This window comes from Providencia sp. (genome assembly GCF_040396775.1).
Classification (GTDB): Bacteria; Pseudomonadota; Gammaproteobacteria; order Enterobacterales; family Enterobacteriaceae; genus Providencia.
In genome coordinates this window covers 57,114-79,755 of record NZ_JBEBNT010000006.1, presented here as the reverse complement: position 1 = coordinate 79,755, position 22,642 = coordinate 57,114, and the positions used below count along the sequence as shown (strand labels likewise).

Below are 22,642 nucleotides of genomic sequence, written 5' to 3'. Positions count from 1 at the left end.
TATGCGAACTTAGAACAACAGACGCGCACGAATAGTGCCCGGCAGGTCTTTCAGTTTTTGTAACGCTTCATCCGTTTGATTTGGTGTTTGCATCAGTACATCGATAACGACGTAACCGACATTGCCTGACGTCCGTAAGTACTGACCCACCACGTTAATGTTGTTGTCAGTAAACACTTGGTTAATGCTATTCAAGATACCTGGACGGTTTTCATGGATATGCAAGAAGCGGTTAGTGTCTTCAGTGTGCACTGGCAGAGAAACTTCTGGGAAATTAACCGCAGAAAGCGTTGAACCGTTATCAGAATATTTTGCCAGTTTACTCGCAACTTCTAAGCCAATGTTTTCTTGTGCTTCTTCTGTAGAGCCCCCAATGTGTGGTGTTAAAATCACATTGTCGAATTTAATCAGTTCAGAAATAAACGGGTCATTCGGGTCGTTATTTGCGGCTGGCTCACTTGGGAATACGTCAACCGCCGCACCGGATAAATGCTTGCTTTCTAGCGCCGCTGCCAATGCAGGAATATCTACCACTGTACCACGTGACGCATTGATAAAGATTGAACCTGGTTTCATGCGGTCAAACTGTTCTTTAGCAAACATGTTTTTCGTGCTGGCCGTTTCTGGCACATGCAGGCTGACGACATCACTCATATTGAGTAACTCCGTCAAAGAACGCACTTGCGTTGCATTTCCTAAAGGCAGTTTGTTTTCAATATCATAGAAGAAAACATTCATACCAATACCTTCAGCTAAGATCCCCAGCTGTGTACCGATATGGCCGTATCCAACAATACCAAGGCGTTTTCCACGTGCTTCAAAACAGCCTTTCGCTTGTTTTTCCCAAATACCACGGTGCGCTTGCATATTCGCTTCAGGAATACGACGTAACAACAGCAATAATTGGCCTAATACCATCTCAGCAACGGAACGGGTGTTTGAGAATGGTGCATTAAAGACAGGGATACCGCGTTTTGCCGCAGCGTCCAAATCCACTTGGTTGGTTCCGATACAGAAGCAACCGACTGCCACTAACTTTTCAGCTGCAGCGAAAATCTCTTCAGATAAATGAGTGCGGGAACGGATACCAACAAAGCGTGCATCTTTAATCGCTTCTTTTAATTCTTCATCAGATAATGCACTTTTATGGTATTCAATATTGGTATAGCCCGCTGCTTTTAGGTTATCAACCGCGCTTTGGTGAACGCCTTCTAGCAGTAAAAATTTTATTTTGTCTTTATGCAAAGATACCTTGACCATTTCCCTACCCTATCGTGAACGTTTTAAATTTGTGACAGATGAATTTGCTTGTTTGACTCATGGTTTTGCTCAACATAATTCAAGGCATATCCATACCAGCACATTCATCTACCTTGAAATCTGAAAAGAGTATACCAACATAGCAAAATTCGGCGCAGTATCAATACAACCGTTTGCTTAAGGGGTGCTAAAAAGCGCAAGGAAAAAGAAGTTAAATGGTAGAAAATCAGGAGCAGTAACACAAAATAAGGATTTTTCCTGCACAATGCATATTAGTGTGAGATATATCACCAAAATCGTGGAATAATAAAAATAATGAAATAAATTTCAAATTAATGATATTTATAAAACTGGTCAATTATTTTTCCATCTACCCACTTACTAAATACGTTAATCCTTTCTTTACGGCACAAAAAAGCCAGTAACAACACAGTTTACTGGCTTATATATTGAGCAAATTAATTCATCACAACTAATTGACGATTATAATTTAATCGTTTTAACCCCAGCATCCGTTGTTCCCATTAGGACAACATCAGCACCACGATTAGCAAATAAACCAACAGTCACCACACCTGCGATACCGTTGATGGTGTTTTCTAATGCAACAGGGTCAACAATACTTAAATTGTGAACATCTAAGATCACGTTGCCGTTATCAGTGACCACATTTTGACGGTATTCTGGTGTACCACCCAGTTTGACCAATTCACGCGCCACATAACTACGTGCCATTGGGATAACTTCAACAGGCAGAGGGAACTTGCCTAACACATCCACCAGTTTTGATTGGTCAACGATGCACACAAAGGTTTTTGCAATCGCAGAAACAATTTTTTCACGTGTTAACGCAGCGCCACCGCCCTTAATCATGTTCATATGATGGTCAACTTCATCCGCACCATCAACGTAAACATCTAATGAATCCACTTCGTTACAATCAAAAACAGGGATGCCCAATGATTTAAGTTTTTGAGTAGACGCTTCGGAGCTAGAAACGGCGCCCTCAATTTGTCCTTTCATTGTCGCCAATGCATCAATAAAGTGTGATGCAGTAGACCCTGTTCCGACACCAACAATTGTGCCGGGTTTTACGTATTCCAGTGCTGCCCAACCCACCGCTTTTTTTAATTCATCCTGCGTCATGCTCATGCCTTTTGCTATTTAATTGAGACGTAATTAAGAATTAGTATATACCGAGCCCACAATAAGTTGCAGTGTTGTTCGCTGCATTTGTGCGTTACTTCTTGTGATTTGTCGAGTGCCCGCAATAATTGCAAGTGTTATCAATAAAAATATGGCATAGTGCTTAGCAGAATAACAACAAGGAGACTCTTTGATGAAGCGCCCCGACTATCGCGCATTACAAGCACTGGATGCTGTTATCCGCGAACGCGGCTTTGAGCGCGCAGCTCAAAAGCTTTGCATCACGCAATCCGCTGTTTCACAACGGATAAAACAGCTAGAAAACCTGTTTGGGCAACCGTTACTTGTGCGAACCGTTCCGCCGCATCCGACTGAACAAGGGCAAAAGCTGTTAGCGCTGCTTCATCAAGTTGAATTGCTAGAAGAACAATGGCTTGGGGATGAAAATACAGGTTCAACACCTTTGTTACTTTCCCTTGCCGTCAACGCCGACAGTTTAGCAACATGGTTTCTCCCTGCGCTCAACCCTGTTTTAGGCAATAGCCCTATTCGGTTGAACATCCAAGTAGAAGACGAAACCCGCACACAAGAACGTTTAAGACGCGGTGAAGTGGTGGGTGCAATCAGTATCCAGCCACAAGCGTTACCCGGCTGTTTAGTGGATAAACTCGGCGCCTTGGACTATATCTTTGTTGCTTCTCCTGATTTCGCCGCCAAATATTTCCCAGATGGCGTCACTCGCTCATCCCTATTAAAAGCCCCCGCAGTGGCATTTGACCACTTGGATGATATGCACCAAGCGTTTGTTCAGCAAAACTTTGGCTTATCGCCGGGCAGTGTACCTTGCCATATTGTTAATTCATCTGAAGCCTTTGTGCAATTAGCTAAGCAGGGTTCTACTTGTTGTATGATCCCACATTTGCAGATTGCTGATGAATTAAAAAATGGTGAGTTAGTCGACTTAACACCGGGGTTGTGCCAACGCCGTATGCTGTACTGGCACCGCTTTGCGCCTGAAAGCCGCACCATGAAGAGAGTAACTGACGCCCTATTAAAAACAGGACGTCAGATGTTAAAACAAGAAGATGAAATTGCAGCTGAAAGTTAACGTTTTAGTTCAAACACCACATCAACTTGGTCATTAAAATCAATACTTTGCTGTTCATAGGTCTCATCAATGTTGAGATCTTGAGCAGCCGCTTTCATTTTTCCACCATAAGCTCTCGCCGCCATTGGGTAAGGCACTGCCGCAGGCGCATTGTAACTGATGCTATACACTGGGCCTAACTGCGCATTAAACCCTTTTGCAACTTCAGTCGCTTGCTCTGTTGCATTTTTGATGGCTTGCGCGCGGGCTGCATCACGATATTGCTCAGGTTTTAACACACCAAATTGCACTGAGTTAATATCATTTAAACCTGCCGCTAACGCACCGTCTAACAGGGTATTCAGTTGGTCCAGTTTTGTCACTTTCACTTCAACTGAACGGATTGCAGTATAACCTTCAATCGTCGATTTTTGTTTTACACTGCTGTAATCATATTTTGGCTGCGTACGCACATTGGCGGCGTTAATGTCCTGTTTTTCGATTCCATTTTTCTTTAAGAATTCGAAATACTCGGCAACGCGCTTATCCACAGCGGCTTTTGCCGCAGCGGCATCTTTTACAGTCACTTCAACGACAATGTTCAACGTCGCCATATCTGGGGTTGCTTTCACAACGGAATTACCGGATGTGGTAATGTGTGGGCCACTCGGTAACGCATCAGCCAGAGACAGGGTAGGAACCGCTGTACCTGCCACTATGGCAGCGAGAACTAAAGATTTTAATTTCACAGAACCTCCCAACACAATAATTTGTTGCTAAAAAAGGGATAGTTCACCATAAACTATCCCGAGTACAAATTAACAGTAACACATCATAAAAAAAGTGCAGATCAGAATAATGAGAAATTCACAGTATTTATCATTCTGTTGAGGTTGTGTTGTTATTAAGATATTAACCCTAATCCTTTAAGCCCTTGTATTGCCAATCGAAATGCAATAAACCACATCACACTTCCCACAAAAACGTTGATAATTCGTTGTGAACGAGGCTTATTCAGCACTGGCGAAAACCATGCAGCTAAAATTGCTAAAGCAAAGAACCAAACAAACGATGCCGTCAGCGCCCCCGCCGTAAACCAAGGCCGTAACTGGCTTTCTAATTGTCCCCCCACGCTACCAAGCACCACAAAAGTGTCTAAATAAACATGCGGGTTTAGCCATGTGACGGCAAAGAGTGTCACAATCACTTTCCAGCGGGTAATCACTTTGCTTTCAGCTTGTAATACCACATCATCCGGGCTGAGTGCGGTACGGAACGCGCCATAGCCATACCACGCCAGAAAAATAACCCCTGCCCATGTAATTAGCTGCATCAATATTTCGGATTGACTTAATAGCGCACTACCACCAAATACCCCACCAATAATTAACACGGTGTCACTTAAAGCGCATAGAAATGCACTCATCATATGAAACTGTTTACGGCTGCCTTGCTGTAAAACAAAGGCATTTTGTGGCCCTAGCGGTAAAATCATTGCTGCACCAAGAAGCGCACCCTGAACATACGTTGTAAACATGCAAAAAACCCTAATAATTATTCAATTCGTATGCGCAAATAGTAGCGAGAAAAAATTATTAGTGGAAATGATTAACTCTAATAGGTCATAAGCCTGACTTATACAATGGAAGGGTAATGCAGAGACAAAAATAGCGCCATAAATAGCGCTATTTTATTGAATCTAATTAAAAATTCGTTTATTGAATTTTATGGGTTTCTGAACCTTGTTTATGTACATGCACGTCCATTTGTGGGAACGGAATACCAATATTGTGCTTGTCTAATGCACGTTTGAATTCTTCTAATAAATCCCAATAGACAGGCCATGCATCCCCATTAGTTGTCCAAAAACGGACTAAATAGTTTAATGACGATGGCGCCATATCATGCAAACGAATTGTCACGCCTTTACCATGTTGAATACGGCCATCAGCGGCAACGATGTCACCTAATACTTTTTTCACGACATCAATGTCAGAATCATAAGCTACACCAACAATAATATCTTGGCGACGGTTAGGCTCTCGAGTTGTGTTGATGATGTTATCCGCAATTATCTTACCATTCGGAATAACAATAATTCGGTCATCTGCTGTTTTCAGTGTAGTAGAGAAAATTTGCACATTTTGCACGGTACCTTCAACAGCACCAATAGACACATATTCGCCCGCTTTCAGTGGTCTAAATACCACCAGCAATACACCTGCAGCAAAGTTACCCAGTGAATTTTGTAATGCTAAACCTACCGCTAAACCCGCAGCACCCATCACGGCAATTACAGAAGCCGTTTGAACACCAATCTTGCCTAAAACGGCAATTAAGGTAAATGCAACAATGGTATAACGTGCAATTGCCGATAAAAAGTCACTGACTGTGCTATCAATGCCTTTCATGGTCATCACACGGTGTAAACCGCGGCCAACCCATTTCGCAATCATCATACCGACAATCAGGATGACAATGGCAGAAACAATATTCACCACATACTGGACTAACAGATCTTGGTTTGCGACAAACCAATTCGTTGCATCATTCAACGCACCTGTAACATCATCAGTATTCATATGTTGGTTCCTTTCGCTTTTGTTATCAAAAAATAAATTTCCGCTAGCCCACTTTAACTAAAGCGTTAAATCACTAGTTTTACACTGCAAATAATAGCGATAATTTGTTAAAATACAAAACTTATCACTGAAAAAAATGCATTCATCGGTTTTCGATAACAAAAACACGATAGTCTTTTAACATTAATAGGAAGTCGTCAATACCACAAAAAGCAACACTTTCATTATCATAGTAACTCATTCCCTCTTCGAGGCCTTCAGTTTCAAATGACAACTGGTTAGCTTTAATCATCACTTCTTCATCATCAAGTAGCAGCGTATATTCATGCCCAATCAGCTCCCACTGATTTTCACTGCCTTTTAGTTTTTCGTAGTTTTCTTCGATAGTATCGAGCAGACTAAGGTCATTTTTAACCTCTTCATTTAGCCAATATCCAATCGCCTCATGATCCATCGAGAATTTTGCGGAGATAGCTCCGGTGATATCTTGGAAAAATTGGTAGTCCATATGCAATACCTCTACTCTTTGCGTCATTATGGCTCAGTATAACGCGAGACAATTGAGTTTGTTGAGCGGTATTAACGCCTATCCTGAGATATTTCAATAAAGGCATGAATTTCAACGCATCTCCGATAAAACTCGCTTAAAATTAATGCAAATAATGTGAATGTACTAAATAGGAGTCTCAATGATCAATCGCTTAGACCATATCGTCCTCACGACAACACAATTAGACGCCTGCCTTGATTTTTACCAACGCGTTTTAAAAATGCAGGTCATAACCTTTGGTGATCAGCGTTATGCCCTGCAATTTGGCCAGCAAAAAATCAATATTCACCAGTATGGTAAAGAGTTTGAACCCAAAGCACACTTGCCTGTACCTGGTGCGTTAGATTTGTGTTTTATCAGCGACACCCCTCTCGCTGAAGTTCAAGCGCATATTCAACAGCAAGGGGTAGAAATTATCGAAGGCCCCGTGAAACGAACAGGGGCAATGGGGCCAATCCTATCTATCTATTTACGTGATGTGGATTTAAACCTGATTGAGATTTCTGAATATCTTTAAGGTATAAAAAAGGCCTCTGTTTGTAGAGGCCTCAGACTGCTGGCAAACCGATTAGGTTTGGCTGCAGGTTGGATAGGTTTTGAAAATAGACGAGGAAAATCAATTTTTTGATTTTCGGCTGATAACACAAAGCAGGAAAAATCACGCTTTTATCCTGCTTTGTTAACAACCTAAGGCCCCTAATTAGTAGAGGCCTCATCATTACCAAAATAATGAATTAGACTGCGGTTTGGAAAATCACACCGTCAGCTTTTTCCGTATATTGTGATAACTGGTCAAAGTTCAGATAGCGGTAAGTATCTGCCGCAGTTTCATCCACCTTGTCCATATATTGCAGGTATTCAGCAGGGGTTGGTAAACGGCCTAACAGTGATGCAACAGCCGCGAGCTCAGCGGATGCAAGGTACACATTCGCCCCAGTACCTAAACGGTTCGGGAAGTTACGTGTTGAAGTCGAAACGACGGTAGCGCCATCTGCCACACGTGCTTGGTTACCCATACACAGTGAACAGCCTGGGACTTCAATACGCGCCCCACTCTTACCAAATACGCTGTAATAACCTTCTTCCGTTAATTGCGCTGCGTCCATCTTCGTTGGTGGAGCAACCCATAAACGTGTTGGTAGCTGGCCTTTGTGCGAATCTAATAACTTACCTGCGGCACGGAAGTGACCGATGTTAGTCATACAAGAACCGATAAACACTTCATCGATTTTCTCATTTTGAACATCAGACAGCAAACGTGCATCATCTGGGTCATTTGGCGCACACAGAATTGGCTCTTTGATATCATTTAAATTGATTTCAATTACAGCTGCATATTCCGCATCTGCATCACCTTCAAGCAGTTGCGGGTCCGCTAACCAACTTTCCATGCCTTTAATACGACGTTCGATAGTACGACGGTCGCCGTAACCTTCAGCGATCATCCATTTTAACAGGACGATATTAGATTGCAGGTATTCGGTGATTGGCGCTTTATCCAGTTTGATCGTACAACCTGCGGCTGAACGCTCAGCAGATGCATCCGCTAATTCAAACGCTTGTTCAACTTTCAGTTCTGGCAGACCTTCAATTTCTAAAATACGACCAGAGAAAATGTTTTTCTTCCCTTTTTTCTCAACCGTCAGAAGGCCATCTTTAATCGCGTATAATGGGATAGCATGTACAAGGTCACGTAACGTGATACCCGGTTGCATTTCACCTTTAAAGCGCACCAATACAGATTCTGGCATATCCAGTGGCATAACCCCTGTTGCCGCAGCAAACGCCACCAGACCAGAACCCGCAGGGAACGAAATACCGATTGGGAAACGAGTATGAGAGTCACCACCTGTACCAACTGTATCTGGTAACAACATACGGTTTAACCACGAGTGGATAATACCATCGCCCGGACGTAGAGAAACACCACCACGGTTCATGATGAAATCAGGTAATGTGTGGTGAGTTGTTACGTCAACCGGTTTTGGATATGCCGCAGTGTGGCAGAATGACTGCATCACTAAATCCGCAGAGAAGCCTAAGCACGCTAAGTCTTTTAACTCATCACGCGTCATTGGGCCCGTCGTATCTTGCGAACCAACAGAGGTCATTTTTGGCTCACAATATTCACCTGGGCGAATACCTGGACGACCACAAGCGCGACCAACCATTTTCTGTGCTAATGAGAAACCACGATTGCTTTGTGCAACGGATTTCGCATGACGGAAAACGTCAGTTGCTTCTAAACCTAATGACTCACGCGCTTTGCTGGTTAAACCACGACCGATGATCAGTGGAATACGACCACCTGCACGCACTTCGTCAATCAGCACGTCAGTTTTTAATTCAAACGTTTCGAGTAATTCATTGGTTTCGTGGTTGCGAACTTCACCTTTAAATGGATAGATATCAATGACATCACCCATATTCAGTTTAGAGACATCCACTTCAATTGGTAGCGCACCCGCATCTTCCATTGTATTAAAGAAGATTGGCGCAATTTTGCCACCTAATACCACACCACCACCACGTTTGTTCGGTACGAATGGGATATCATCGCCCATAAACCACAGTACGGAGTTGGTTGCAGATTTACGTGAAGACCCCGTACCCACAACATCACCGACATACGCCAGTGGGAAGCCTTTTTTATTCAGTGCTTCGATTTGTTTGATTGGCCCAACGTTACCTGCGTCATCTGGCTCAATACCTTCACGGGCATTTTTCAGCATCGCTAACGCGTGCAGAGGGATATCTGGGCGTGACCATGCATCTGGTGCCGGTGATAAGTCATCGGTATTGGTTTCACCTGTCACTTTAAATACCGTGACAGTCATTTTTTCGGCTAATGCCGGACGTTGTTTAAACCACTCGGCATCAGCCCATGATTCAATAACTTGCTTCGCGTGTGCATTCCCAGCTTTCGCTTTTTCTTCTACATCGTAGAAGTTATCGAACATTAATAAAGTGTGGGAAAGGGCTTTTGCCGCGATAGGGGCTAATTTAGCATCATCCAGCGCTTCAATCAGTGCATGGATATTATATCCACCCTGCATAGTACCAAGCAGTTCAATCGCTTTTTCAGGGGAGATCAGAGGGGAGGATGTTTCGCCTTTTGCGATTGCGGCTAAAAATCCAGCTTTTACGTACGCTGCTTCGTCAACACCAGGGGGGACGCGGTTGGTCAGCAGGTCTAACAAGAAATCTTCTTCACCTTTGGGTGGGTTTTTCAGTAACTCTACCAGTGCAGCTACTTGTGACGCATCTAATGGCTTAGGGACAATCCCTTGAGCGGCACGCTCGGCTACGTGCTTACGGTATTCTTCTAGCACGACGTTCTCCTCGCTTCTTTGTTATTTATATACCCGGCTGTCTGCACCTTATTGACAAAAATATCATCCGGTGCCAGGTCAGAGGAATTTGCTCGCATAATCTCAATGGCGGTAAAATTATGTCCAGCTTCGGGCTCTCAGCATAGCAGAATTTAAACGTAATGTTAATTCATTCACAAGAAAGTAACATTTATCTACTAACTTCATGCCTTAACACTTAATTACGGGTTATTTTTTAGCTTAAGAGACTATAAATCATCATAAAAAGCTGAAAAAACCATACTTTTTATAATGCATTTTGCTAAGTAAAGCACCCTCTTTTGTGGCTTTTTCCTTCAGGTATCACAAATTATATTTATTATCGCAATTTTATTTACATTACTAATTGATAAGGTAAATCATTGCGATTGGTTTTAATAAACTTAAAGGATTTAATTGATTTTATTGGCCTTTTATTCCAAGCAAGTTTCCGAAGGGATCAACGAACTGACACATTTGCTTGTTACCATCTATTAACATCGGTCCACGATACAACTTAGCCCCTAGTTGAGTGAAATACTCAAACGCCAAAGCAAAATTGTCTACTTGCCAATACAGCACAGTCCCTTTTTTACCTTCACTGACTTTTTCATCCGCTTGCACCACTTCTATCGTGAAGTCCCCCACATGCAATAAGGTAAAGTCAAACTCAGGTAAATATTCAGCAATGGCTTGAGGAAATGCCTGTTGATACCAAGCCAGCCCTGCTTGAACATCAGGTACGTGAATTAAAATCGCAGTCGGTTTTAGTTGCATGATGACTTGTGCACTCATGTGAGTCATTAAAAGTAATTTTTATATTAATAAGTTACATAGCAAGATCAAGAATGCGATTGGTTTAAAGTGCGCTATATGGTAGTTAAGTCATGACGAATACATCATGACTTAACTAATCAAATAGGGTCTCTCTAATTAGAAGGTTAATCTTCAACGATTTTGACTTCTCGATCAATTAACCGTCCTAAATCTTCACTATGAGAGATTACTGATAATGTTTTGTCTAATAGATCTTTTATCTGAACATGGAGATCTTCTGGATATAAGCTTGCCACATCATCTAATTCACAACCTAGGTTTATTATATCTATCAATTTTTCCTCAGAACCCATTTGTTCAAGTAATTTGGCCAAATACGGTTTGAAAATAAATCCTTCCGCTTCATCAATTGATATCAAATTTCTATCTAATGCAGTTAATACACCTAAAGTTAAAAAGCTTATAAATTTGCTCGCCTGTTTATCATCAATGCTATAGCAAAGCTTCATCATTTATTACTCCAACCCCGTTTAATTTTTATATTAATAACTCTTCCACTTTGGTTCCCCCACTCTAAAAACGGGGGGAACCAGCCTGATTGTGCGAAAATTAAACTAAAGGCTCTAAACGTAAAAGATGGTCTTTAGCTTTCTCTATCAATAATAAAAATTCATTGTAATTAAATTCTAAAATATCTGAATCAGGGTAAATAATAATTTTCACCTCTCTTTTATCTTCAGATAATGATATTTCTCCCCACTGAACATTATTAAAGGAGAGCTCAGCATATAAATCATCTCGGCTTAAAGAACTTCCAACACTGTATTCTAACATAAAATACCCCATCAATTATTTGCTAACCTTATGGCTCTCTAAAACCAATAAATTTCTTACCATCCATACTAAATCTTAATACCCGACCATCCGGTGATTTAGCATCAATGACTTCAATTCTTTGCCTATTTTCATAAATAGCTCTAGATCTTATTATTACATTTGGATTATCTAATATTTCATCGATTAATGCTTTAGCTTCCTGATTCAATACTGATGCTTTTTGGTTGGAATATGAGTATGTAGACCCCTCCCTACCTCCATGCTTTTGGAGCGATCTGCCTGCATTCGTTAAACCATTCCGATTGATTACTGATGCAGCTTGCTTTAATTCTTCTTTAGAAGGAAGATCATTATTTTTTATAAGGAACTCATCAGGCTCCCATCCCTCAGGGCTTCCTGAACTAGCCCCGCCTAGCGCTATTTTATCAGAGCCTGATAACTCCTTCCCAACATTTGGATTTTTTGCTGCTTTATCTAAATCATTTGAGCAGCTCATGCCAAAAGAGCAATCAAACGTTTCCGCTAGACCATCGCGAATATTGCCTAATGTATTTTCGATACCTTTCGCAAGGTCACTATTTGCCGCTTGTGTTACTTGCGAGTTTGAACCTGCACGATAAGGTAATGTAGGAACACTTGGCGTGGGGATAGCCAATACACTACTTCGAGCTATTCTCAGTTTATTTAATTCATTTATATTAGACTGAATTTCATTCAACGTATTTTGATGCCGCGCTTTAAAAGCCAATAAATGATTTCTTGCTTCTATTTCGACGCGCTGATTAACTGCCTTATAAAATGGCTCTACATTAAAAAAATCAACTCGGGGTATACCCGGTATTTTACCTGAAAAATTATTAGATAAAATTCTATCTCTATCTTGCTTCGTATTTAATTTTAATGTTGCAGTGATATTTAACTCTGATGAATAGAACTTCCATTGATAAGTACAAGGGTATTGCTCTGGGTTATTCAAAAACTTCCACTCATAAGATTTTTCAATATTACTCAGTTCCCCCCTTAATATAACAATTTTATCTTCGATAATTTCTTGTGGTGATTTTGGCGATTCATATTTTAAAACGGGTAACTCTGGTGGTGACTGTACCTGATCCTGATAATCATGAAACTCCTTTTGAGGAGGCTCTTTATGGAAGCTATCATAATAATCCGCTTCTTTTAACCTATCATAATAATCAGTAACCCATGTATTTTTATGCATGTCCTCATATTGGTCATCAGAAACATGATTCATTTCATTTTGAAAATAATGACTAAAGCTACTGGGTGGGGAGTGACTTCCTATTACTGTCATTGAATCTATATGACTCATATTTTCCATAATCTAATATCCTTATTAGCGATTAAATAACTCAATAAGGAAAATAAGATTTTAATTTTTTATAGTCAACTAAGCGATATCATTCTAATAATATGAAATTTCAGAATTAAATAATTATATTTAAAATAAGAATTAGTGAATTAAATAAAATATTGTTTTTTATTTTTAGACAGATACAAAAAAGCCAATGTGTTTCCACATTGGCTTCTTTATATGCGTTAGTGATAAATAGCCGACTAGAGCGACCATTTACCATTGCGAATTAGAAAATTACTTTTTCTTTTTCGCTTTTGCATTTGGTAAGTCAGTGATGCTACCTTCGTAGATCTCTGCAGCCATACCAATTGATTCGTACAGTGTTGGGTGAGCATGGATAGTTAATGCTAAATCTTCTGCATCACAACCCATTTCGATTGCAAGGCCGATTTCGCCCAGTAATTCGCCACCATTCACACCGACAACCGCACCACCGATAACACGGTTAGATTGCTTGTCGAAAATCAGCTTAGTCATACCTTCTGAGCAGTCAGATGCAATTGCACGACCTGATGCAGCCCATGGGAAAGTTGCCACTTCGTAGCTGATGTTTTGCTCTTTCGCTTCTTTCTCAGTTAAACCAACCCAAGCAACTTCTGGCTCAGTATAAGCGATAGATGGGATAACTTTCGGGTCAAAGTAGTGTTTCAGACCAGAGATAACCTCTGCGGCAACATGGCCTTCATGAACACCTTTATGAGCCAACATTGGTTGACCAACGATATCACCGATAGCAAAGATGTGCGGAACGTTAGTGCGCATTTGTTTATCCACGTGGATAAAGCCGCGATCGTCAACTTCAACACCAGCTTTGCCTGCATCTAAGTTTTTACCGTTAGGAACACGGCCGATAGCCACTAACACAGCATCATAACGTTGTGGTTCTGCGGAAGCTTTTTTACCTTCCATAGACACATAGATACCGTCTTCTTTCGCTTCAACTGCAGTTACTTTCGTTTCTAATAGCAGGTTGAATTTTTTGCTGATTTGTTTGGTGAATACTTTAACCACATCTTTGTCAGCCGCTGGGATGACTTGGTCAAACATTTCAACCACATCGATTTGAGAACCCAGTGCATGGTACACAGTTCCCATTTCTAAACCGATGATACCACCACCCATAACCAGAAGACGCTCTGGAACTTCTTTCAGTTCTAACGCATCGGTTGAATCCCAAATACGTGGGTCTTCATGAGGAATGAATGGTAATTGAATTGGACGTGAACCCGCTGCAATGATTGCGTTATCGAAATTGATAGTCGTGCTACCGTTTTCGCCTTCAACAACCAGTGTATTTGCACCGGTAAATTTACCCAGACCGTTAACGACGGTAACTTTACGGCCTTTGGCCATACCAGCTAAACCACCTGTCAGCTGATTAATGACTTTTTCTTTCCATAAGCGAACTTTAGAGATATCCGTTTTTGGCTCACCAAATACGATACCGTGCTCTGCTAATGCTTTCGCTTCTTCGATCACTTTTGCAACATGCAACAAAGCTTTTGAAGGGATACAGCCAACGTTTAAACAAACACCACCAAGGGTTGAATAACGTTCTACTAAAACAGTTTCTAAACCTAAGTCAGCGCAACGGAAAGCCGCAGAATAACCTGCAGGGCCTGCACCAAGCACAACGACTTGGGCTTTAATTTCAGTACTCATCATGACCTCTTTTTGTTTTGTCCAGCGGTACTGCTGAATAAACGATCTTCCACTGGAAAAGTACACACCGAGAGCAGTTTACAGAATTGTTAACACCCTGAAAAGGCTCATTTCGTGATGTAACTCCCAACCTTTCGTAGCAGCAGCAAAAAATTCTGCCTCAGCCTAAATAAAACAGACCGGCTTATTCGCCGGTCTTATTATTTACATCACTAAACGGCGAATATCGCTCATTAATTGCCCTACTAGGGTGATGAAGCGTGCTCCATCAGCCCCATCGATGACACGGTGGTCAAAGGACAGTGACATAGGCAGGATCAGGCGAGGAACAAACTCGCTACCGTTCCAAACAGGTTTCATTGAAGAACGTGACAGCCCCATAATAGCGACTTCTGGTGCGTTCACGATTGGTGCAAAACCGGTTGTACCGATACCACCAAGGCTAGAGATGGTGAAACATCCGCCTTGCATATCAGCCGCAGTCAGTTTACCTGCACGTGCTTTCTTAGAAACTTCCATCAGTTCACGAGATAACTCTAAAATGCCTTTTTTGTTAACGTCTTTAAAGACAGGAACAACTAAGCCATTTGGTGTATCAACCGCGATACCGATATTGATATATTTTTTCAAGAACAGACGCTGTGCATCTTCAGAAATCGAGCTGTTAAAGCGCGGCATTTCTTCCAGAGCGCGAGCAACCGCTTTCATGACAAAAACTAATGGCGTGATTTTCACGTCCAGTTTTTTCTTCTCTGCTTCTTTATTTTGTTGCTTACGGAATTCTTCAACTTCAGTGGTATCCACTTCTTCCATCAGCGTAACGTGCGGGATCATCACCCAGTTACGGCTCAGGTTTGCACCAGAGATTTTTTGGATACGACCCAGTTCGACTTCTTCAACTTCACCAAATTTGCTGTAATCAATTTTCGGCCATGGCAGCATACCTGGTAAACCGCCACCTGCCGCAGCTGGAGATTCAGCACGTTTGACTGCATCTTTCACGTAAGCTTGAACGTCTTCACGCAGGATACGGCCTTTACGACCAGTGCCTTTTACTTTCGCTAAGTTAACACCAAACTCACGTGCTAAGCGGCGAATAACCGGTGTTGCATGAATGTATGCATCGTTCTCAACAAATTCATTTTTGCTATCAGCTGCTTTCGCAGGTGCAGAAGCTGCTGGAGCTGGCGCTGCTGCAGGTGCTGGTGCCGCTGCTTGAGCAACTGGCGCCGCAGCTGGTGCTGCACCGGCGACTTCAAAGGTCATGATCAGCGAGCCAGTTTTCACTTTGTCGCCTGTCGCAATCTTGATTTCTTTAACGGTTCCAGCAAATGGTGCAGGAACTTCCATTGATGCTTTATCGCCCTCAACCGTAATGATTGATTGCTCAGCAGAAACGGTGTCACCCACTTTAACCATCACTTCGGTAACTTCAACTTCATCACCGCCGATATCTGGCACGTTAACATCTTTAATTGCAGAGGCTGCTGGGGCCGCTGGTGCTGCGGCTTGTGCAACTGGAGCAGCGGCTGGCGCTGCGCCTGCAACTTCAAAGACCATGATCAGCGAGCCAGTTTTCACTTTGTCGCCCGTCGCAATCTTGATTTCTTTAACGGTACCTGCAAATGGCGCAGGGACTTCCATTGATGCTTTATCGCCCTCAACGGTAATTAAAGATTGCTCCGCAGTCACGGTATCGCCAACTTTAACCATGATTTCAGTCACTTCAACTTCATCGCCACCGATATCAGGTACAGCAACGTCTTTTGACGCTGCTGCGCTTGGTGCTGCCGCAGGGGCAGCTGGCGCTTGTGCTGGAGCAGGCGCAGCTGCACCCGCTTCTGCTTCAAAGACCATGATCAGCGAGCCAGTTTTCACTTTGTCGCCAGTCGCAATTTTAATTTCTTTCACCACACCCGCTTGTGGCGATGGGACTTCCATAGAAGCTTTATCACCTTCAACGGTAATGAGCGATTGCTCTGCTTCTACTTTGTCGCCAACTTTAACCATCACTTCGGTGACTTCAACTTCATCAGCACCGATATCTGGCACTTGGATTTCAATAGACATTGATATTTACCTCTTATGCCAAACGTGGGTTAACTTTTTCTGGGTTGATGTTGTATTTTTTAATCGCTTCTTCAACGACTTTAACATCAACTTCACCACGTTTAGCTAATTCACCTAACGCTGCTACGATGACATAGCTGGTATCCACTTCAAAGTGGTGACGCAGGTTTTCACGACTGTCAGAACGACCAAAACCATCAGTACCCAGTACACGGTAATCACTTGCAGGCACGTAAGTACGAACTTGTTCAGCAAACAGTTTCATGTAGTCAGTTGATGCAACCGCTGGCGCATCATTCATTACCTGTGCAATGTATGGAACGCGTGGTGTTGCAGATGGGTGCAGCATGTTCCAACGCTCACAATCTTGGCCATCACGCGCCAATTCAGTGAATGAAGTTACGCTGTAAACATCAGAACCGATGCCATACTCAGTAGACAGGATATCTGCTGCTTCACGAACGTGACGCATCATTGAACCTGAACCTAATAACTGCACTTTACCTTTACTACCTTCAACAGAAGTCAGTTTGTAGATACCTTTACGGATACCTTCTTCTGCACCTTCTGGCATTGCTGGCATATGGTAGTTTTCGTTCAGAGTCGTGATGTAGTAATACACGTTCTCTTGTTTCTCACCGTACATGCGCTCTAAACCGTTTTGCATGATCACTGCAACTTCATAAGCGAACGCAGGGTCATAAGAAATACAGTTAGGAATAGTCAGTGATTGAATATGGCTGTGACCATCTTCGTGTTGTAAGCCTTCACCGTTGAGCGTTGTACGACCTGAAGTACCACCAATCAGGAAGCCGCGCGCTTGTTGGTCACCCGCTGCCCACATTAAGTCGCCAATACGTTGGAAACCAAACATTGAGTAGTAGATATAGAATGGGATCATCGGCAAGTTGTTAGTGCTGTAAGATGTTGCAGCCGCTAACCAAGAAGAACCTGCACCCAGCTCGTTGATACCTTCTTGCAGAATTTGACCTTTCGAATCTTCTTTATAGTAGGCAACTTGTTCTCTGTCTTGCGGTGTATATTGTTGGCCTTTAGGGCTATAAATACCGATTTGACGGAACAGACCTTCCATACCGAATGTACGCGCTTCGTCAGCAATAATTGGCACTAAACGCTCTTTGATAGAGTTGTTTTTCAACATCACGTTCAATGCACGAACGAAAGCGATCGTGGTCGAAATTTCTTTGGATTGTTCTTCTAATAATTGACTGAAATCTGCCAGTGTAGGGATTTCCAGTTTCTCATCAAAAGTTGAACGGCGAGCAGGTAAATAACCACCTAGCGCTTGACGGCGCTCGTGCAGGTATTTGTACTCTTCTGACTCTTTTTCGAAAGTAATGTATGGCAGTTTTTCAATTTGATCATCAGCCACTGGCACGTTGAATTGGTCACGGAAATGGCGAACGCCGTCCATGTTCATTTTCTTCACTTGGTGCGCAATGTTTTTACCTTCCGCCGTTTCGCCCATACCATAGCCTTTAATGGTTTGAGCTAAAATAACGGTTGGTTTGCCTTTGGTTTCTTTTGCTTTCGTAAATGCAGCGTAGACTTTCTTCGGATCGTGACCACCACGGTTCAGTGCCCAAATCTCATCATCAGTCATATCTTTAACTAATGCAGCTGTTTCTGGGTAACGATTGAAGAAGTGCTCACGGACGTATGCACCATCACGTGATTTAAAGGTTTGGTAGTCGCCGTCTAAGGTTTCGTTCATTAATTGAACAAGTTTGCCGCTCGTATCTTTACGCAGCAGTTCGTCCCAACGGTCGCCCCACATAACTTTGATAACTTGCCAGCCAGCACCGTTAAAAATACCTTCTAATTCGTTAACAATTTTACCGTTTCCTGTTACTGGACCATCCAGACGTTGCAGGTTACAGTTGATAACGAAAACTAAGTTATCTAATTTATCGCGTGTTGCGATAGTAATCGCACCTTTAGATTCTGGCTCATCCATCTCACCATCACCTAAGAATGCATATACGCGCTGCGCAGATGTATCTTTCAGGCCACGGTTATCAAGGTATTTCAGGAACTTAGCTTGATAGATAGCATTGATTGGGCCCAGCCCCATTGATACTGTTGGGAACTGCCAGAAATCAGGCATCAATTTAGGGTGTGGATATGAAGACAGGCCATTTCCACCAATTTCTTGACGGAAGTTATTCATTTGCTCTTCAGTTAAACGACCTTCTAAGAAAGCTCGTGCATAAATACCTGGAGAGATATGGCCTTGGAAGAATACTAAGTCCCCGCCATCATTGTTATTATGAGCGCGGAAGAAGTGGTTGAAGCAAACTTCATACAAGGTTGCTGATGACTGGAAAGAAGCCATATGGCCGCCCAGTTCTAAGTCTTTTTTAGACGCACGCAGAACAGTCATTACTGCGTTCCAGCGAATTGCAGAGCGAATACGGCGCTCTAAGTCCATGTTACCAGGGTATGCAGGCTCATCTTCAACAGCAATTGTGTTGATGTAATCAGAACGACCAGATGCACCAGCAGCAATACTTACGCCGCCTTTACGCGCTTCGCTTAATACCTGTTCGATAATAAACTGAGCACGATCAACACCTTCTTCACGGATGACCGATTCAATCGCCTGTAGCCAGTCGCGAGTTTCAATCGGATCCACGTCATTTTTTAACATATCTGACATGGTGTATTCCTTATCTGTTATCTATTTTATATGGTTATGTGGAGCCTATCTTCCTGCTATTTTCCCAATATTGCTAAAACAGCGGGAAGATAGGCCCTGATGTAGTTGCCGCTTTAACGCTCTTTTAGAGCATTTACAATAATATAGACGCAGCAGTCAGGATCTATATTATTAAGTTAAATCAGGATGTTGCTGTAACCGCCGTAAAGAACGTTCTCTACGAGTTTGCTCTCGACTAATATCCAACAGCAAATCTTCAATAAAGGATAGGTGACGGTGAGATGCTTCACGTGCCTTTTCAGGCTCCCTCGCCATTATAGCAGCAAAAATCTGCGCTCTATGGGAGCTAACCGCGTTATACATCTCTTTACGGGTATACAAAAATTCAAAGTTTTGACGGATATTTTGTTCTAGCATCGGGATCATACAGCGTAATAAATGCAGCAAAACCACATTGTGAGCCGCTTCTGTCACAATGAGTTGATATTGGAGCACTGCATCTGATTCAGCATCTAACTCGCCACTTTTTTGCGCTATTTCGATGAGTTCATAACTTTGACGAATACGGTCAAGATCTTCTTCAGTACCACGGAGTGCAGCATAATAGGCCGCAATACCTTCAAGGGCATGACGAGTTTCAAGAAGATCAAATTGAGATTCAGGATTACCTTCGAGTAACTGAGCTAAAGGGTCGCTAAAGCTTTGCCACATTTTCTTTTGTACGAAGGTACCGCCGCCTTGGCGACGAGATAGAAGCCCTTTCGCTTCTAATGTTTGAATAGCTTCACGCACTGATGGCCTAGATACGTCAAACTGCTTTGCGAGTTCGCGTTCAGGGGGCAGCTTTTCGCCAGGGCGCAATGTCCCTTCGAAAATGAGATGTTCAAGCCGTTGCTCTATTACATCTGATAACTTTGGTTGGCGAATTTTACCGTAAGTCATAATCTGCCATATTCATTAGTGAGTAATTATTGATTACGTATTACCCAGTGTTAATTGGTAATACCAATTTGTTTATGGGCTAATAAAGTAACAAAGTATTCACTATCTGTCCATAAAGACCTTGCGCTAAATCATAAAATCCTGCAAATCTTAACAATTTTTTTTAAAATTTAGCATGTTTTGATAACTAAACAACCAATGTCATGAGAATAGTTTTAACATAAAAAACATCTATTACCGATTAAAAATACAAGCTGAATCGTAAAATCAATTAAATTTATGAATAAAAATTCAAAATAAGTAAATTAAAAATCGAATAAAACCTTAACTACTCTATTATACTCAAATACCTCACCTTTTTTGTTTCAAAAATGTTAACTTCACAACCAAGATTGTACTTATCTCAAATACCCAAAGGCTTATTCAACCCAAATTGGTCAGTTTTCTTTAGATTAAAATCACTGCTTTTAAAAAAATATCATACAAATGCTTCAATTTTGCGAAATGCTAGTACAAGTCATTCATTGAGAAACAAGAGAACTGTACGATAAAATTGTACAATACAGTTCTCATATCAAACTTTAGATAGCGTGATGATGCTCTAGGAATGGTTATCAACAAAACGCATTGATAAGTCCATTGCTTGAATGTGTTTAGTCAAAGCTCCGACTGAAATAAAATCAATGCCCGTCTCTGCAAATTCTTTTATTGTTTTTAGTGTCACATTGCCTGAAACTTCAAGCGCAGCCTTCCCTGCAGTTAGCACTACCGCTTCTTTCATCATTATTGGTGTAAAGTTGTCTAACATGATGATGTCTGCATCTGCGTTCAGCGCCAAAAGTAGCTCGTCTAGGCTTTCCACTTCAATCTCAATAGGCACTTCGGGGTGTGCTTGTCTAGCGAACTCAACGGCTTTATCCACAGAACCCGCTGAAATAATATGATTTTCTTTAATTAAATAAGCGTCTGAAAGCCCCAAACGATGGTTAAACCCTCCCCCCATAAGCACGGCATATTTCAACGCGGTTCTTAGTCCTGGAATGGTTTTACGGGTATCAAGTAACTTAGCGCGCGTCTTCGCAATCTCTTTTGCATATATCGCGGTTGCTGTCGAAACCGAAGAGAGTGTTTGGATAAAATTCAGTGCGGTCCGCTCCCCTGTTAATAATACTTGAGACGGGCCCTGCATTTCACACAATACTTGGTTTGGTGTAACCGTATCACCATCTTGCACTTTCCAATCAATTTTTACTTGGCCGCCTAATTGAAGAAAGACTTCTTCCAACCATTGTTTACCACAAAAAACACCGTTTTCACGTGTAATAATACGGGCGGTTGAGATAGTACTTTCATTAAGTAACTGCCCTGTAATATCTCTTTTATAGTCAACCAACTGCCCAAGGTCTTCTTTTAATGCCACGGTTACCATAAAAGGGATATCAACCGATAATCGTTCTAATAAAATGCTACGTCTTTGCTGTTCATCATAACGTCGTATAGCCATTTCTTACTCCAAAATATACTCTCGTCTTATTGTATCTATGCTAATCTTTCCATCCAAAGATAACGAGCCCAGACAAAAAGAAAACAGAATACTATGGATAACGAGATGAAAATACATGATGGTTGGTTAAATAATGTGACTCATATCCCCTCACCGCATCATGATCAACGGCCTGACGGGGTCACACCCTCTTTGCTAGTTATCCATAATATTAGCCTTCCTCCTGGACAATTTGGTGGGCCTTATATCAACCAATTATTTACAGGAACCTTAAACCCTCAAGAACATCCTTTTTTTGATGAGATAAAACATCTTCGTGTTTCTGCCCATTGTTTAATCCGCCGTGATGGCTCTATCATTCAATATGTTCCATTCCATTTGCGTGCTTGGCATGCAGGGCAGTCAAGCTACCAAGGAAAAGAAAAATGCAATGATTTTTCAATTGGCATTGAGCTAGAAGGTACTGATTTTGAGCCCTTTACTGAGCAGCAATACCAATCCCTTACCGATTTAACACAATTACTAATCACTCAATACCCATTGATTGGCCATAATATTACGGGGCATAGCAATATAGCGCCCTTGCGTAAAACTGATCCTGGTCCATTTTTTGATTGGCAACATTATAAGAGTCTACTTTAAAATTAATTTAATTATATTATTAGCAATTAATAACTAATTAAAAAATTAATTGCTAACACACCTATTTTTCATTTCAATTAATTTAATTATTTTCATTTAATTAAAGCCAGAAAACAAACAAAAATAATAGATAAATAATATTTTGCGAAATGGCTCGAAAAAAAATGCAATGAGC

At 41.7% G+C, this 22,642-nt stretch carries 19 protein-coding genes; 3 read left to right on the top strand and 16 right to left on the bottom strand.

Annotated features, from left to right (window positions below; translation table 11 throughout):
- Positions 1-9: 9 nt before the first annotated feature.
- On the bottom strand, positions 10-1,260 hold the full coding sequence (gene serA / locus ABWP91_RS09085; protein ID WP_219246580.1) for a phosphoglycerate dehydrogenase: 1,251 nt from the start codon (positions 1,258-1,260) through the stop codon (positions 10-12).
- Between the two features lie 483 nt (positions 1,261-1,743).
- Complete coding sequence (rpiA, locus tag ABWP91_RS09080) at positions 1,744-2,406, bottom strand: ribose-5-phosphate isomerase RpiA (protein WP_219246578.1); 663 nt, start codon at positions 2,404-2,406, stop codon at positions 1,744-1,746.
- A gap of 193 nt (positions 2,407-2,599) precedes the next feature.
- Between rpiA and ABWP91_RS09075 the strand changes: the two genes are divergently transcribed.
- Positions 2,600-3,514 carry a LysR family transcriptional regulator ArgP gene (locus ABWP91_RS09075; RefSeq protein WP_219246576.1) on the top strand — a complete coding sequence of 305 codons (915 nt, stop codon included), beginning with the start codon at positions 2,600-2,602 and terminating at the stop codon, positions 3,512-3,514.
- Here ABWP91_RS09075 and ABWP91_RS09070 read toward each other — a convergent pair.
- The 4 genes from ABWP91_RS09070 to ABWP91_RS09055 form a co-directional block, all read right to left on the bottom strand.
- The gene (locus ABWP91_RS09070) at positions 3,511-4,242 is read right to left on the bottom strand and encodes an oxidative stress defense protein (protein ID WP_353242993.1); all 732 of its coding nucleotides are present in this window, start codon (positions 4,240-4,242) and stop codon (positions 3,511-3,513) included. The two genes, ABWP91_RS09075 and ABWP91_RS09070, sit on opposite strands and share 4 nt — an antisense overlap.
- Positions 4,243-4,397: 155 nt before the next feature.
- Positions 4,398-5,030 (bottom strand): arginine exporter ArgO, encoded by a 633-nt coding sequence (gene argO / locus ABWP91_RS09065; protein ID WP_353242992.1) that lies wholly within the window; start codon positions 5,028-5,030, stop codon positions 4,398-4,400.
- A 178-nt stretch (positions 5,031-5,208) separates the two neighbouring features.
- The gene (mscS, locus tag ABWP91_RS09060) at positions 5,209-6,075 is read right to left on the bottom strand and encodes a small-conductance mechanosensitive channel MscS (protein ID WP_353242991.1); all 867 of its coding nucleotides are present in this window, start codon (positions 6,073-6,075) and stop codon (positions 5,209-5,211) included.
- 142 nt (positions 6,076-6,217) lie between these two features.
- On the bottom strand, positions 6,218-6,583 hold the full coding sequence (locus tag ABWP91_RS09055) for a YacL family protein (protein ID WP_353242990.1): 366 nt from the start codon (positions 6,581-6,583) through the stop codon (positions 6,218-6,220).
- A gap of 181 nt (positions 6,584-6,764) precedes the next feature.
- Between ABWP91_RS09055 and ABWP91_RS09050 the strand changes: the two genes are divergently transcribed.
- Entirely contained in the window at positions 6,765-7,142 is a 378-nt protein-coding gene (locus ABWP91_RS09050) for a VOC family protein (RefSeq protein WP_353242989.1), read from the top strand.
- A gap of 217 nt (positions 7,143-7,359) precedes the next feature.
- On the opposite strand, the gene acnB is transcribed toward ABWP91_RS09050, so the two are convergent.
- The 10 genes from acnB to nadC all read right to left on the bottom strand — a co-directional run bounded on the left by acnB (position 7,360) and on the right by nadC (position 21,825).
- Complete coding sequence (gene acnB, locus ABWP91_RS09045; RefSeq protein WP_353242988.1) at positions 7,360-9,957, bottom strand: bifunctional aconitate hydratase 2/2-methylisocitrate dehydratase; 2,598 nt, start codon at positions 9,955-9,957, stop codon at positions 7,360-7,362.
- A gap of 441 nt (positions 9,958-10,398) precedes the next feature.
- A complete protein-coding gene (locus ABWP91_RS09040) occupies positions 10,399-10,779 on the bottom strand; it encodes a VOC family protein (protein ID WP_353242987.1) in 381 nt (126 codons plus the stop codon).
- A gap of 137 nt (positions 10,780-10,916) precedes the next feature.
- Positions 10,917-11,264, bottom strand: a complete 348-nt coding sequence (locus ABWP91_RS09035) for a DUF3969 family protein (protein WP_353242986.1) — start codon at positions 11,262-11,264, stop codon at positions 10,917-10,919.
- A 97-nt stretch (positions 11,265-11,361) separates the two neighbouring features.
- Positions 11,362-11,586, bottom strand: coding sequence for a hypothetical protein (locus ABWP91_RS09030; RefSeq protein ID WP_353242985.1), 225 nt, complete (start codon positions 11,584-11,586; stop codon positions 11,362-11,364).
- 28 nt (positions 11,587-11,614) lie between these two features.
- Positions 11,615-12,931 carry a tRNase toxin domain-containing protein gene (locus ABWP91_RS09025; protein WP_353242984.1) on the bottom strand — a complete coding sequence of 439 codons (1,317 nt, stop codon included), beginning with the start codon at positions 12,929-12,931 and terminating at the stop codon, positions 11,615-11,617.
- A 270-nt stretch (positions 12,932-13,201) separates the two neighbouring features.
- Entirely contained in the window at positions 13,202-14,629 is a 1,428-nt protein-coding gene (lpdA, locus tag ABWP91_RS09020; protein WP_206082677.1) for a dihydrolipoyl dehydrogenase, read from the bottom strand.
- Between the two features lie 204 nt (positions 14,630-14,833).
- Positions 14,834-16,699, bottom strand: a complete 1,866-nt coding sequence (gene aceF / locus ABWP91_RS09015) for a pyruvate dehydrogenase complex dihydrolipoyllysine-residue acetyltransferase (RefSeq protein WP_353242983.1) — start codon at positions 16,697-16,699, stop codon at positions 14,834-14,836.
- A gap of 13 nt (positions 16,700-16,712) precedes the next feature.
- Positions 16,713-19,379 (bottom strand): pyruvate dehydrogenase (acetyl-transferring), homodimeric type, encoded by a 2,667-nt coding sequence (gene aceE, locus ABWP91_RS09010; RefSeq protein ID WP_353242982.1) that lies wholly within the window; start codon positions 19,377-19,379, stop codon positions 16,713-16,715.
- Positions 19,380-19,550: 171 nt separating this feature from the next.
- Positions 19,551-20,321 carry a pyruvate dehydrogenase complex transcriptional repressor PdhR gene (pdhR, locus tag ABWP91_RS09005; protein WP_219246550.1) on the bottom strand — a complete coding sequence of 257 codons (771 nt, stop codon included), beginning with the start codon at positions 20,319-20,321 and terminating at the stop codon, positions 19,551-19,553.
- Between the two features lie 601 nt (positions 20,322-20,922).
- Positions 20,923-21,825, bottom strand: a complete 903-nt coding sequence (nadC, locus tag ABWP91_RS09000; RefSeq protein WP_353242981.1) for a carboxylating nicotinate-nucleotide diphosphorylase — start codon at positions 21,823-21,825, stop codon at positions 20,923-20,925.
- 105 nt (positions 21,826-21,930) lie between these two features.
- Here nadC and ampD point away from each other — a divergent pair, with 105 nt between their 5' ends.
- Positions 21,931-22,467, top strand: a complete 537-nt coding sequence (gene ampD / locus ABWP91_RS08995) for a 1,6-anhydro-N-acetylmuramyl-L-alanine amidase AmpD (RefSeq protein WP_353242980.1) — start codon at positions 21,931-21,933, stop codon at positions 22,465-22,467.
- Positions 22,468-22,642 lie beyond the last annotated feature (175 nt).